This window comes from Chitinimonas koreensis (assembly GCF_014353015.1).
GTDB classification, from domain to species: domain Bacteria; phylum Pseudomonadota; class Gammaproteobacteria; order Burkholderiales; family Chitinimonadaceae; genus Chitinimonas; species Chitinimonas koreensis.
The window spans coordinates 4378317-4392303 of sequence record NZ_CP060704.1 but is presented as its reverse complement, the minus strand read 5'-3'; the positions used below and the strand labels follow the sequence as shown (position 1 = coordinate 4392303).

Genomic DNA, 13987 nt, shown 5'->3' with positions numbered 1-13987 from the left:
AAAACGACTGCGCTCAGACGGCGTCCGTGCGCGGCTGGATGGAATTGGGCACTACCGTCGCGCCGAATTCAGCGATCAGGGTCTGCACGAAGGGATCGCTGTTGATCGCCGCGACGGCATCGGCCAGGCGCGCCTGGCGTTCGCGCTGCAGCACGGCGGCCGGCGTGGCGTCGGCAACGCCGCCGACCGTGAGCTGGACCTTGGCCGTCGCGCCGAAATACTGGCTCAGCGCCTGCTCGAGCTTGTCGCGGTATTCCGGGCCGGCGACGAATTTGTGCGCATCCGGCACCGCCAACTCGAAATGCAGGCCGTCATAAGCGGTCAATTCGGCGTGTTGCGCCAGCATGCCGGCCTGGCCGCCGAGCTTGAGCTGGATGATCAGCGCGGCCCAGTCGCCGTCGAAGCTGCGCGGTTCCGCCGGTGCTTCGGCGACGTCGGGCGTGTAGCTATCGGCGCGGATGTCGCCGTCGCGCGATTCCGTGGCTGCCGGTGCTGCATGGGCCGGCTCGATTTCCAGCATCGCTTCCCACGGTGCCGGCGGCGGCATGTCGGGCGGCAAAGGCTCGTACTCGGATTCGCTGCGGATCTCTTCCCAGGGCGGCGCTTCCTGTACGGCAGGCTTGGCGACCGGGGCCGGAGCGGGTTCGGCAACCGGTGCGGGTGTCGGCGCGGGTATCGGCGTGGGAGTAGGAGCCGGAGTGGGGGCCGGTACGGGTACAGGAGCCGGGGCGGGCACAGGTGCGGGCGCCGGCGCCATTGCGACCGGAGCAGGATTCTGCGGGGCTGCTGCCGGAGCGGGGCTCGCGGCAGGGGCGGCGACCGGCATGGCGGCGGGCCGGACGATGGCCGGCAAGTCGCCGGCCACCTGCTGCCGCGTAGGCGAAAAGGCCAGCATGCGCAGCAGGGTCATGCTCAGGCCGGCGAATTCATCGGGCGCCAGCGCGAGGTCGCGGCGGCCATGCAGCGCGATCTGGTAATAGAGCTGGACGTCTTCCGGCGTGAATGCGCCGGCCAATGCAGCAAGGGCGGCGTACTGCGGATGGTCGGTCGCCACTGCGGCGGGCGTGGCTTGCATCAGGGCCAGCCGGTGCAGCAGGGAGGCAAGCTCCTGCAAGGCTGAGTCGGCGCCGACGCCGCGCGTGCTCAGATTCTCCGCCGCGGCGATCAGGCCGTTGCCGTCGCGCGCGCTGAGCCGTTCGAGCAATTCATACAGATAGGATTGATCGACCGCGCCCAGCATGGCGCGCACGCCGGCTTCCTCGACCCGGCCGGCGCCATAGGCGATCGCCTGGTCGAGCAGCGACAACGCATCGCGCATGCTGCCTGCTGCGGCGTGGCCCAGGAGGCCGAGCGCACCGGGTTCGAACGGGATCGATTCGGCTTCCAGCACGTGCTGCAGATGGCCGCTGACCTGCTGCGGCAGCATCTGGCGCAGCGAGAACTGCAGGCAGCGCGACAGCACGGTGACCGGCACTTTCTGCGGATCGGTGGTGGCCAGGATGAACTTCACATGCCCGGGCGGTTCCTCCAGCGTCTTCAGCATCGCGTTGAAGGCGCTCTTGGAGAGCATGTGCACTTCATCGATGATATAGACCTTGAAGCGGCCCTGGGTCGGCGCGTACTGGGCGTTGTCCAGCACTTCGCGGATATTGTCGATGCCGGTGTTGGAAGCGGCGTCGATCTCAAGCAGGTCGACGAAGCGGCCGGCATCGATCTGCCGGCAGGCCGCGCATTCGCCGCAGGGCGACGCGGTGATCCCCGTCTCGCAATTGAGCGACTTGGCCAGGATGCGCGCGATGGTGGTCTTGCCGACCCCACGCGTACCGGTGAGCAGGTAGGCGTGATGCAGGCGCTGGTTCTCCAGCGCATTGCTCAGCGCCTTGATCACGTGCTCCTGGCCCACAAGCGTGGCAAAGGAGCGGGGCCGCCATTTACGAGCGAGAACTTGATAAGTCATGCCGGCGATTCTAGCAGAAGCGCCTTGTACGACCGGTGACAGGAGAAAGCAGCGCAATGCAGCACGACCCAACCCACGATCCCAAACCCTTGCCGCCGATCGAGCCGGAACCGGAGGCCTGCTGCAACAGCGGCTGCTCGCCGTGCATCTTCGATTTCTATGCGGAAGAACTGCAGCTGTATCGCCGGCAGTTGCTCGAATGGGAGCGGCGGCAACAGGAGCGGGCCGGTGAGGGCGGCACTAAATAGATATATGTGATTTGCCGTGCATTCGCACTGCGCGGCGGGCTCGTGGCACTGAATGGAGTTCTCTGGATTTGGCTTGAACGCCTGACCAAGAGATTGGGGCCTCAAATTTTTGAGGCGTGCGATATTGAAGAATCAATGACTTGCATTGGTGTTCGTACGATTCTTCAAAAATCTTCGCGAGAGGTGTTGACGGGTGTGGCGGCGATCCGTATAGTTCGCATCTCTGCTGCTGACGCAGACGAAAACGAAGCGAAAACGAACGAGTCTAGCCGAGTTTGAGTGCGAAAGCAAACGCTCTTTAACAAGATACAACCGATAAGCGTAGGCGCTTGGCGAAGGATGCCAAGGCTTACGTTGAATTGAAATCGTTTCGACGGTTTTGATTTTGCAATACGCCAAATGAAGCAATTTAAACAGAGATTGAACTCAAGAGTTTGATCCTGGCTCAGATTGAACGCTGGCGGCATGCTTTACACATGCAAGTCGAACGGACTTGGGGGCTTGCTCCCAGGTTAGTGGCGAACGGGTGAGTAATGCATCGGAACGTACCGTGTAGTGGGGGATAACGTAGCGAAAGTTACGCTAATACCGCATGAGATCTACGGATGAAAGCAGGGGATCGCAAGACCTTGCGCTATATGAGCGGCCGATGTCGGATTAGCTAGTTGGTGGGGTAAAGGCTCACCAAGGCGACGATCCGTAGCGGGTCTGAGAGGATGATCCGCCACACTGGGACTGAGACACGGCCCAGACTCCTACGGGAGGCAGCAGTGGGGAATTTTGGACAATGGGCGCAAGCCTGATCCAGCCATGCCGCGTGAGTGAAGAAGGCCTTCGGGTTGTAAAGCTCTTTTGTCCGGGAGCAAATCTGCGTGGTTAATACCCATGCAACTGAGAGTACCGGAAGAATAAGCACCGGCTAACTACGTGCCAGCAGCCGCGGTAATACGTAGGGTGCGAGCGTTAATCGGAATTACTGGGCGTAAAGCGTGCGCAGGTGGTTACGTAAGCTTGATGTGAAATCCCCGGGCTTAACCTGGGAACTGCATTGAGGACTGCGTGGCTAGAGTGCGTCAGAGGGGGGTGGAATTCCACGTGTAGCAGTGAAATGCGTAGAGATGTGGAGGAACACCGATGGCGAAGGCAGCCCCCTGGGATAGCACTGACACTCATGCACGAAAGCGTGGGGAGCAAACAGGATTAGATACCCTGGTAGTCCACGCCCTAAACGATGTCTACTAGTTGTTGGGGTAGCAATACCTTAGTAACGCAGCTAACGCGTGAAGTAGACCGCCTGGGGAGTACGGTCGCAAGATTAAAACTCAAAGGAATTGACGGGGGCCCGCACAAGCGGTGGATGATGTGGATTAATTCGATGCAACGCGAAAAACCTTACCTACCCTTGACATGCCAGGAATGCCGAAGAGATTTGGCGGTGCCCGAAAGGGAACCTGGACACAGGTGCTGCATGGCTGTCGTCAGCTCGTGTCGTGAGATGTTGGGTTAAGTCCCGCAACGAGCGCAACCCTTGTCCTTAGTTGCTACCATTCAGTTGAGCACTTTAAGGAGACTGCCGGTGACAAACCGGAGGAAGGTGGGGATGACGTCAAGTCCTCATGGCCCTTATGGGTAGGGCTTCACACGTCATACAATGGTCGGTACAGAGGGTTGCCAAGCCGCGAGGTGGAGCCAATCCCAGAAAGCCGATCGTAGTCCGGATTGCAGTCTGCAACTCGACTGCATGAAGTCGGAATCGCTAGTAATCGCAGATCAGCATGCTGCGGTGAATACGTTCCCGGGCCTTGTACACACCGCCCGTCACACCATGGGAGTGGGTTCTACCAGAAGTAGCTAGGCTAACCTTAGGGAGGCCGGTTACCACGGTAGGATTCATGACTGGGGTGAAGTCGTAACAAGGTAGCCGTAGGGGAACCTGCGGCTGGATCACCTCCTTTCTAGAGAAAATGGCGCTGTAGCCAAGTGTCTACACTTATCGGTTGTAGTAGTTAGAGAAGTACGGGAGCTGGGTCAGTAGCTCAGTCGGTTAGAGCACCGTCTTGATAAGGCGGGGGTCATAGGTTCGATTCCTATCTGACCCACCAGTAACTCGATTGGGGGCATAGCTCAGCTGGGAGAGCACCTGCTTTGCAAGCAGGGGGTCGTCGGTTCGATCCCGTCTGCCTCCACCACATCGTTGCCGGGCTGGAAAGCGGAACGGGAGGATGTGGACAGGAACGAGAGTCCAGACAAGAGAATATTGAGCGTTGCGACGAGAGTCGCATGGCGGAGTATTTTATTGTTTGGCTTCTTGGCCGAATGGACGAAAGTCTGTACTTGATCTTTAAAAAAATGGAAGAAGTAACCAATGTAGTTCAATGACGAACTGGGCGATGAAAGTTGCCTGGGGAGTTGTAAAGGACTGCAATGGGTTGATTGTATCGACAGCTGGATCGTTCGAAAGAATGGATCTGGCATCGCAAACACCTGTAATCGATGCTTAGGCATTTTAGGTTATAGGGTCAAGCGAATAAGTGCATCTGGTGGATGCCTTGGCGATCACAGGCGATGAAGGACGCGCAAGCCTGCGAAAAGGCTCGGGGAGCTGGCAATGAAGCTTTGATCCGGGCATGTCCGAATGGGGAAACCCACCCGCAAGGGTATCCATACCTGAATCCATAGGGTATGAGAGGCGAACGCAGTGAACTGAAACATCTAAGTAGCTGCAGGAAAAGAAATCAACCGAGATTCCCCAGTAGTGGCGAGCGAAAGGGGAAGAGCCTGTACGTGATAGTCGAACGCTTAACAGAACGGAATGGAAAGTCCGGCCATAGTGGGTGATAGCCCCGTATGTGAAAAGCGATCGGTGGTACTGAGCGTACGAGAAGTAGGGCGGGACACGTGAAATCCTGTCTGAAGATGGGGGGACCATCCTCCAAGGCTAAATACTCGTGATCGACCGATAGTGAACCAGTACCGTGAGGGAAAGGCGAAAAGAACCGCGGGAGCGGAGTGAAATAGAACCTGAAACCGGATGCATACAAACAGTGGGAGCCTCGTAAGGGTGACTGCGTACCTTTTGTATAATGGGTCAGCGACTTACATTCAGTAGCGAGCTTAACCGAGTAGGGGAGGCGTAGCGAAAGCGAGTCCGAATAGGGCGTTCAGTTGCTGGGTGTAGACCCGAAACCAGATGATCTATCCATGGCCAGGTTGAAGGTGGGGTAACACCCACTGGAGGACCGAACCCACTAGTGTTGCAAAACTAGGGGATGAGCTGTGGATAGGGGTGAAAGGCTAAACAAATCTGGAAATAGCTGGTTCTCCTCGAAAACTATTTAGGTAGTGCCTCACGTATCACTTCCGGGGGTAAAGCACTGTTATGGCTAGGGGGTCATCGCGACTTACCAAACCATGGCAAACTCTGAATACCGGAAAGTGCGAGCGTGGGAGACAGACATCGGGTGCTAACGTCCGGTGTCGAAAGGGAAACAACCCAGACCCTCAGCTAAGGTCCCAAATGCATAGTTAAGTGGAAAACGAGGTGGGAAGGCATAGACAGCCAGGATGTTGGCTTAGAAGCAGCCATCATTTAAAGAAAGCGTAATAGCTCACTGGTCGAGTCGTCCTGCGCGGAAGATGTAACGGGGCTCAAACTATGAACCGAAGCTAGGGATATGCCGTAAGGCATATGGTAGAGGAGCGTTCCGTAGGCCTGCGAAGGTGGATTGTGAAGTCTGCTGGAGGTATCGGAAGTGCGAATGCTGACATGAGTAGCGATAAACAGGGTGAAAGTCCCTGTCGCCGAAAACCCAAGGTTTCCTGCGCAACGTTCATCGGCGCAGGGTGAGTCGGCCCCTAAGGCGAGGCAGAAATGCGTAGTCGATGGGAAACGGGTTAATATTCCCGTACCAATCTGTAATGCGATGTGGGGACGGAGAAAGCTAGGCCAGCCGGGTGTTGGAAGTCCCGGTTTAAGCGTGTAGGCGTGTCTCGTAGGCAAATCCGCGAGACTAAGCTGAGGCGTGATGACGAGTCTGCTTGCAGACGAAGTGGTTGATGCTCTGCTTCCAGGAAAAGCCGCTAAGCTTCAGTTACAGATTGACCGTACCGCAAACCGACACAGGTGGGTAGGATGAGAATTCTAAGGCGCTTGAGAGAACTCGGGTGAAGGAACTCGGCAAATTGACACCGTAACTTCGGGAGAAGGTGTGCCCCGGTAGGTTGTAGCCTGTACAGGCGAAGGCCGATGGGGTTGCAGTGAAAAGGTGGCTGCGACTGTTTATTAAAAACACAGCACTCTGCTAACACGAAAGTGGACGTATAGGGTGTGACGCCTGCCCGGTGCTGGAAGGTTAAGTGATGGGGTGCAAGCTCTTGATCGAAGCCCCAGTAAACGGCGGCCGTAACTATAACGGTCCTAAGGTAGCGAAATTCCTTGTCGGGTAAGTTCCGACCCGCACGAATGGCGTAACGATGGCCACACTGTCTCCACCCGAGACTCAGCGAAGTTGAAATGTTTGTGAAGATGCAATCTCCCCGCTGCTAGACGGAAAGACCCGTGCACCTTTACTGTAGCTTTGCATTGGACTTTGAACAGACTTGTGTAGGATAGCTGGGAGGCTTTGAAGCGGGGACGCTAGTTCTCGTGGAGCCGACGTTGAAATACCAGCCTGGTGTGTTTGAGGTTCTAACCTAGGTCCGTCATCCGGATCGGGGACCGTGCATGGTAGGCAGTTTGACTGGGGCGGTCTCCTCCCAAAGTGTAACGGAGGAGCTCGAAGGTATCCTAGGTACGGTCGGAAATCGTACTGATAGTGCAATGGCATAAGGATGCTTGACTGCGAGACTGACAAGTCGAGCAGGTGCGAAAGCAGGACATAGTGATCCGGTGGTTCTGTATGGAAGGGCCATCGCTCAACGGATAAAAGGTACGCCGGGGATAACAGGCTGATTCCTCCCAAGAGTTCACATCGACGGGGGAGTTTGGCACCTCGATGTCGGCTCATCACATCCTGGGGCTGTAGCCGGTCCCAAGGGTATGGCTGTTCGCCATTTAAAGTGGTACGTGAGCTGGGTTTAAAACGTCGTGAGACAGTTTGGTCCCTATCTGCAGTGGGCGTTGGAAGTTTGAAGGGGGCTGCTCCTAGTACGAGAGGACCGGAGTGGACGAACCTCTGGTGTACCGGTTATGACGCCAGTCGTATCGCCGGGTAGCTAAGTTCGGAAGAGATAAGCGCTGAAAGCATCTAAGCGCGAAACTTGCCTTAAGATGAGACTTCCCTGGGGACTTGATCCCCCTGAAGGGTCGTTCGAGACCAGGACGTTGATAGGTCGGGTGTGGAAGCGCAGTAATGCGTTAAGCTAACCGATACTAATTGCCCGTGAGGCTTGATCCTATAACCCAAGATGCCTGAGAGGGCAGGGTTTGCGAGGTCGAGTCGGTCAACCTAAAGAGTTACTTCTTCCATGTGAGGCTGGTGAGATACCGGCCGAACGAATATGAGTGCTGATCAGAGAGTTGATCGGGCTCCCAAGTTAATGCTTGGCGACCATAGCACGTTGGACCCACGCCTTCCCATCTCGAACAGGACCGTGAAACGACGTCGCGCCGATGATAGTGCGGTATACCCGTGTGAAAGTAGGTCATCGCCAGGCTCCCTCTAGAACGCCCCGAACTGATGTTCGGGGCGTTTTGCTTTGTAGCTTTGCGGCTCGGATTGGCTTGATTGATGCGCACTGAGTATCCGGATTGAGCGCTGCTTCGGATTGGCTGGGGCGCAAGTCGCAATGAAGCGCAGCAGGTAATGCTTCAGGATGGTCTCGAGTGCTGTGATTTGATGAGCCAGCCCTCACCCCAAGCTTATCCGGCGCTCTGTGCAAAGGGACGAATCCCTGCGCTTCAATAGATCGAAGCTTCAATAGATCGAATTACACCTGCAATAAGAAAGCCCCGCACGGTTCGTGCGGGGCTTGATCGTTTCTACGAGCTGGAATGCGGGACGACCGGACTAAGCCTCAGTGCCGGTATTTACGCACCAGCCCCACCATCACCCCGAAGATCTCGAGCGCGCCGCGGGGCGGATGACCGGGTAGGCCGGGTTGGCCGGCTGCAGCACGAACTGGCCGGCTTCGCGCGCCAGCGTCTTGAGGGTGAATTCGTCGTCGACGATCGCGACCACGATGTCGCCGACGTTGGCGGCTGCACGGCGTTCGACCACGGCCAGGTCGCCCGGATGGATGCCGGCGTCGATCATCGAATCGCCCTTGACCGGGATCAGCATGGTCTCCGAGGGCCGGTTGATCAGGTAATGGTCGATGGCGAAGCTGTCGTTGCCGACGTCGCGCGCCGAGACCGGCATGCCGGCCGGCACCGGCTGGGTCGACAGCGTGCGCTCGAAGAAGCGGTCGTTCGGCACCCAGTCGCCGTCGCGGCTACGCGAGACGAAGCCCTGCAGCTGCAGCCGCGTCAGCAGCTTGGAGACCGCCGATTTGCTGGCGAAACCGCACAGACTCATCAGCCGGGCGTAGGACGGCAGGCAGCGGTTGTCGGCATAGTAGTCCTGCAGCCGGCCCAGGTAGTCGAGATCTTTTTCGAATTCATTCATGGATTTGCATCGGGTGAACGTTTGTTCACTACTGTAGTGAACGCACGTTCTCTTGGCAAGTTTTGGATCGTCGGGCCAATGCGTGATGGCGACCGGCCGACCGGTGCGCTATACCGGAATTGCAGCGCATAGCCAGAACAGCCTCCCACCTACTTCCTCGCGCGAACTTTTGCCTGCGCACGGTTCCAAACCTTGAGTCCGCTGTTGCGACATCTGCCGAGAGGGATTGCCATGGATATCTTCGCCAACTTCAGCAGCCGCTACGACCGTACCCGCGAGGAGGAAATGAGCCTCCGCGAGTACCTGGATCTGTGCAAGCGCGATCCGGCTGCCTACGCCACCGCGGCCGAACGCATGCTGATGGCGATCGGCGAGCCCGAGATGGTCGACACGCGCAACGAGCCGCGGCTGTCGCGGGTGTTCGCCAACAAGCTGATCCGCGTCTACCCGGCCTTCCGCGAGTTCTACGGGATGGAGGAGGTCATCGAGCAGGTGGTGGCCTACTTCCGCCACGCGGCGCAAGGGCTGGAGGAGAAGAAGCAGATCCTCTACCTGCTCGGCCCGGTCGGCGGCGGCAAGTCCTCGATCGCCGAGAAGCTCAAGGAATTGATGGAGAAGGTGCCGTTCTACTGCATCAAGGGCAGCCCGGTGAACGAGTCGCCGCTCGGCTTGTTCAACGATGCCGAAGATGGGCCGATCCTCGAAGAGGAATACGGCATCCCGCGCCGCTACATCAAGTGCATCCCCAGCCCGTGGGCGGTGAAGCGGCTGTCGGAATTCAACGGCGACATCGACCAGTTCCGCGTGGTGCGGCGCTATCCGTCGGTGCTCAAGCAGATCGCCGTTTCCAAGACCGAGCCGGGCGACGAGAACAACCAGGACATCTCCTCGCTGACCGGCAAGGTCGACATCCGCAAGCTCGAGAAATACGCCCAGGACGATCCGGACGCCTACAGCTATTCGGGCGGCCTGTGCCTGGCCAACCAGGGCCTGCTCGAGTTCGTCGAGATGTTCAAGGCGCCGATCAAGGTGCTGCACCCGCTGCTGACCGCCACGCAGGAAGGCAACTTCAAGGGCACCGAGGGCTTCGGCGCGATCCCGTTCGACGGCGTCGTGCTGGCCCACTCGAACGAGTCCGAGTGGAAGCAGTTCAAGAACAACAAGAACAACGAGGCCTTCCTCGACCGGATCTACATCGTGAAGGTGCCGTACTGCCTGCGCGTATCCGAGGAGGTGAAGATCTACGAGAAGCTGATCCGCAACTCCTCGCTGGCCAATTCGCCGTGCGCCCCAGGCACGCTGAAGATGATGTCGCAGTTCTCGGTGCTGTCGCGGCTCAAGGAGCCGGAGAACTCCAGCATCTATTCGAAGATGCAGGTCTACGACGGCGACAACCTCAAGGACACCGATCCGAAGGCCAAGTCGATCCAGGAGTACCGCGACTTCGCCGGCGTCGACGAGGGCATGGACGGGCTGTCGACGCGCTGGGCGTTCAAGATCCTGTCCAAGGTGTTCAACTTCGACCATAGCGAGGTGGCGGCCAACCCGGTGCACCTCCTGTACGTGCTCGAGCAGCAGGTCGAGCGCGAGCAGTACGCGCCCGAGACCGAGCAGCGCTACCTGGCCTACATCAAGGAATACCTGGCCGGCCGCTACGTCGAGTTCATCGGCAAGGAAATCCAGACCGCCTACCTGGAGAGTTATTCGGAATACGGCCAGAACATCTTCGACCGCTACGTGACCTTCGCCGACTTCTGGATCCAGGACCAGGAATACCGCGACCCGGACACCGGCGAGAGCTTCGACCGCAATGCGCTGAACAACGAGCTGGAGAAGATCGAGAAGCCGGCCGGCATCAGCAATCCGAAGGACTTCCGCAACGAGATCGTCAACTTCGTGCTGCGCGCGCGCGCCAACAACGGCGGCAAGAATCCGTTGTGGACCAGCTACGAAAAGCTGCGGGCGGTGATCGAGAAGAAGATGTTCAGCAATACCGAAGAACTGTTGCCGGTGATTTCCTTCAACGCCAAGGGCAGTCAGGAAGATGCCAAGAAGCACGAGGACTTCGTCAACCGCATGGTCGCCAAGGGCTACACCGCCAAGCAGGTGCGCCTGTTGTGCGACTGGTACCTGCGGGTGAGGAAGTCGTCCTAAGGACATGACGGCGCGGGGCCTGCGCGCGTAAGAGCCCGGGTTCCGCCTTTCGCCCGCTCGGGGCGCGGTCTGCACAAGGCTTGCAATGGCTCACCTCATCGACCGCCGGCTCAACGGCAAGAACAAGTCCGCGATCAATCGCGAACGCTTCCTGCGCCGCTTCAAGGGACAGATCAAGGAAGCGGTGGCGCGCGCCGTGAAAGGCCGCTCGATCACCGACATCGATACCGGCGAGAAGGTGTCGATCCCGGTCAAGGACGTGTCCGAACCGGTGTTCGGCCATGCCCGCGGCGGGGTGTGGGAGAGCGTGCACCCCGGCAACAAGGAATATTCGCGCGGCGACCGCATCGACCGGCCCGAGGAGGGCGGCGGCGGCAGCGGTTCGGGCAAGGCCTCGCAGGACGGCGAGGGCGAGGACGACTTCGTGTTCGAGCTCAGCCGCGAGGAATTCCTCAACTTCTTCTTCGACGACCTCGAGCTGCCCAACCTGGTCAAGACCCAGCTGACCGCGACCCAGGCGTTCAAGAACATCCGCGCCGGCTACAGCACCGACGGCACGCCGTCCAACATCGACGTGGTGCGTTCGCTCAAGGGCGCGCTGGGCCGCCGCATCGCGCTGACGGCCGGGCCGATGGCGCGGCTCAACGAGGCGCGCGAGGAGCTCGACGTGCTGCTCGAGACGCGCGAGGAGGGCGACCCCGAGGTCGACGCGCTGCGCGACGAGATCAAGTCGCTCAAGACCCGCATCCTCGGCATTCCCTACATCGATCCGTTCGACCTGCGCTACAGCAACCGCGTGAAGGTGCCACGGCCGCACACCCAGGCGGTGATGTTCTGCGTGATGGACGTGTCGGGCTCGATGGACGAGCAGAAGAAGGACACCGCCAAGCGCTTCTTCATCCTGCTCTACCTGTTCCTGACGCGCGCCTACGAGAAGATCGACGTGGTGTTCGTGCGCCACCACACCCAGGCCGCCGAGGTGAACGAGCACGATTTCTTCCATGCCCGCGATACCGGCGGCACGGTGGTCAGCTCGGCCCTCAAGCTGGTGCACAAGATCATCGCCGAGCGCTTCCCGACCCAGGACTGGAACATCTACGTGGCGCAGGCCTCGGACGGCGACAACTGGGACAGCGATTCGGTGACCTGCAAGGAGATCCTGCTCGGCGACATCCTGCCGCTGACGCAGTACTACGCCTATATCGAGATCACCGAGGGCGAGCCGCAGAACCTGTGGATGGAGTACGAACAGGTGAAGGCGGCCTGCGCGCACTTCGCGATGCGCAAGATCGCCAATCCGGCCGATATCTACCCGGTGTTTCGCGACCTGTTCAAGAAAGCGGCGGCCCACGCATGAACCATCCATCGGTGATGCCTACCAGCGCCAAGCGCAAGCGCCCCAGAAGAGCAAGGGGCCGCTGTCGACCGGCTCGGAATGGACCTTCGAGCTGATCGACCGCTATTACGGCGAGATCTCGCGGATCGCGGCCGACTTCGAGCTCGACACCTATCCCAACCAGCTCGAAGTGATCACCGCCGAGCAGATGATGGATGCCTACGCCTCGGTCGGCATGCCGGTGATGTACCACCACTGGAGCTACGGCAAGCACTTCCTGCAGACCGAGAAGGGCTACAAGCGCGGCCAGATGGGCCTCGCCTACGAGATCGTCATCAATTCCAACCCCTGCATCGCCTACCTGATGGAGGAGAACTCGATCACCATGCAGGCGCTGGTGATCGCCCACGCCGCCTTCGGCCACAACAGCTTCTTCAAGGGCAACTACCTGTTCCGCACCTGGACCGACGCCAGCGCGATCATCGACTACCTGGTGTTCGCCCGGCACTACATCCGCCAGTGCGAGGAGCGCTACGGCATCGACGCGGTCGAGGAGCTGCTCGACAGCTGCCATGCGCTGATGAACTACGGCGTGGACCGCTACAAGCGGCCGCCCAAGCTCTCGGTGGCCGAGGAGCAGGCGCGCCAGGCCGACCGCGAAGCCTATCTGCAGAGCCAGGTGAACGAGCTGTGGCGCACGCTGCCGCGGCGGCAGGAGGAAGAGGAGAAGGTCGAGCGCAAGCGCTTCCCCTCCGAGCCGCAGGAGAACCTGCTGTACTTCATCGAGAAGTTCGCGCCGCTGCTCGAGCCGTGGCAGCGCGAGCTGGTGCGCATCGTGCGCAAGATCGCGCAGTACTTCTACCCGCAGCGGCAGACCCAGGTGATGAACGAGGGCTGGGCCACGTTCTGGCACTACACCATCATGAACCGGCTGTACGACGAGGGCCTGATCACCGATGGCGCGATCATGGAGTTCCTGCATTCGCACACCAATGTGGTCTACCAGCCGCCGGTGAGCAGCCGCTGGTACTCGGGCATCAACCCGTATGCGCTCGGCTTCGCCATGTACAGCGACATCAAGCGCATCTGCGAGGTGCCCACCGAGGAGGACCGGCAGTGGTTCCCCGACCTGGCCGGCACGCCGTGGCGGCCGGCGCTCGAATTCGCGATGAAGAACTTCAAGGACGAGAGCTTCATCGCGCAGTACCTGTCGCCCAAGCTGATCCGCGATTTCCGCCTGTTCGCGGTGAAGGACGACGACCACGAGTCCAAGCTCGAAGTGAGCGCGATCCACGACGAGGCCGGCTACCGCGACATCCGCCGCAAGCTGGCCGAGCAGTACAACCTGTCCAGTCGCGAGCCGAACATCCAGGTCTGGGACGTGCAGACGCGCGGCGACCGCTCGCTCACGCTGCGCCACACCCAACAGAACCGGCGGCCGCTGGCCAACACGGTGCACGAGGTGCTCAAGCACATCGCGCGGCTGTGGGGCTTCTCGGTCAAGCTCGAAAGCTGCGATCCGGACGGCCGGGTGATCCTGACCTACGAATGCAAGATGGAAAAAAGGCACGGTTGAACGCGGCGCCCGCCGGTGTGCTTGAACCGTGCCTGTCGTACGGTATATAAAATAATCACATCCGTTGCGCCTGGTGCGCGCCGGCCGCGATCCGTCGGGCCGGAATCCGTT

The 13987-nt window shown here is 59.6% G+C and carries 6 protein-coding genes, 2 tRNA genes and 3 rRNA genes; 9 read left to right on the top strand and 2 right to left on the bottom strand.

Annotated features, from left to right (window positions below; translation table 11 throughout):
* Positions 1–13 precede the first annotated feature (13 nt).
* The gene (dnaX, locus tag H9L41_RS18390) at positions 14–1957 is read right to left on the bottom strand and encodes a DNA polymerase III subunit gamma/tau (RefSeq protein ID WP_028445175.1); all 1944 of its coding nucleotides are present in this window, start codon (positions 1955–1957) and stop codon (positions 14–16) included.
* A 56-nt stretch (positions 1958–2013) separates the two neighbouring features.
* On the opposite strand from dnaX, the gene H9L41_RS18385 reads away from it, so the two are divergent.
* From H9L41_RS18385 to rrf, 6 genes are all read left to right on the top strand, one after another.
* Positions 2014–2205 carry an oxidoreductase-like domain-containing protein gene (locus tag H9L41_RS18385; RefSeq protein WP_028445176.1) on the top strand — a complete coding sequence of 64 codons (192 nt, stop codon included), beginning with the start codon at positions 2014–2016 and terminating at the stop codon, positions 2203–2205.
* A gap of 422 nt (positions 2206–2627) precedes the next feature.
* Positions 2628–4160 (top strand): 16S ribosomal RNA (locus tag H9L41_RS18380).
* 70 nt (positions 4161–4230) lie between these two features.
* A tRNA-Ile gene (locus H9L41_RS18375) sits at positions 4231–4307 on the top strand.
* Positions 4308–4318: 11 nt separating this feature from the next.
* Positions 4319–4394 (top strand) — tRNA-Ala (locus H9L41_RS18370).
* 328 nt (positions 4395–4722) lie between these two features.
* Positions 4723–7601 (top strand): 23S ribosomal RNA (locus H9L41_RS18365).
* Between the two features lie 145 nt (positions 7602–7746).
* Positions 7747–7860: ribosomal RNA gene (gene rrf, locus H9L41_RS18360) — 5S ribosomal RNA — on the top strand.
* Together the 16S, 23S and 5S rRNA genes with 2 tRNA genes alongside form the textbook arrangement of a ribosomal RNA operon.
* Positions 7861–8252: 392 nt before the next feature.
* Here rrf and H9L41_RS18355 read toward each other — a convergent pair.
* Complete coding sequence (locus tag H9L41_RS18355) at positions 8253–8810, bottom strand: LexA family protein (protein WP_265583833.1); 558 nt, start codon at positions 8808–8810, stop codon at positions 8253–8255.
* 231 nt (positions 8811–9041) lie between these two features.
* On the opposite strand from H9L41_RS18355, the gene H9L41_RS18350 reads away from it, so the two are divergent.
* The 3 genes from H9L41_RS18350 (at position 9042) to H9L41_RS18340 (ending at position 13876) form a co-directional block, all read left to right on the top strand.
* Positions 9042–10964 carry a PrkA family serine protein kinase gene (locus tag H9L41_RS18350; RefSeq protein WP_028445377.1) on the top strand — a complete coding sequence of 641 codons (1923 nt, stop codon included), beginning with the start codon at positions 9042–9044 and terminating at the stop codon, positions 10962–10964.
* 85 nt (positions 10965–11049) lie between these two features.
* Positions 11050–12321, top strand: coding sequence for a YeaH/YhbH family protein (locus tag H9L41_RS18345; RefSeq protein WP_028445376.1), 1272 nt, complete (start codon positions 11050–11052; stop codon positions 12319–12321).
* Between the two features lie 7 nt (positions 12322–12328).
* Complete coding sequence (locus H9L41_RS18340; protein WP_187523908.1) at positions 12329–13876, top strand: SpoVR family protein; 1548 nt, start codon at positions 12329–12331, stop codon at positions 13874–13876.
* The last annotated feature ends 111 nt before the right edge of the window (positions 13877–13987 follow it).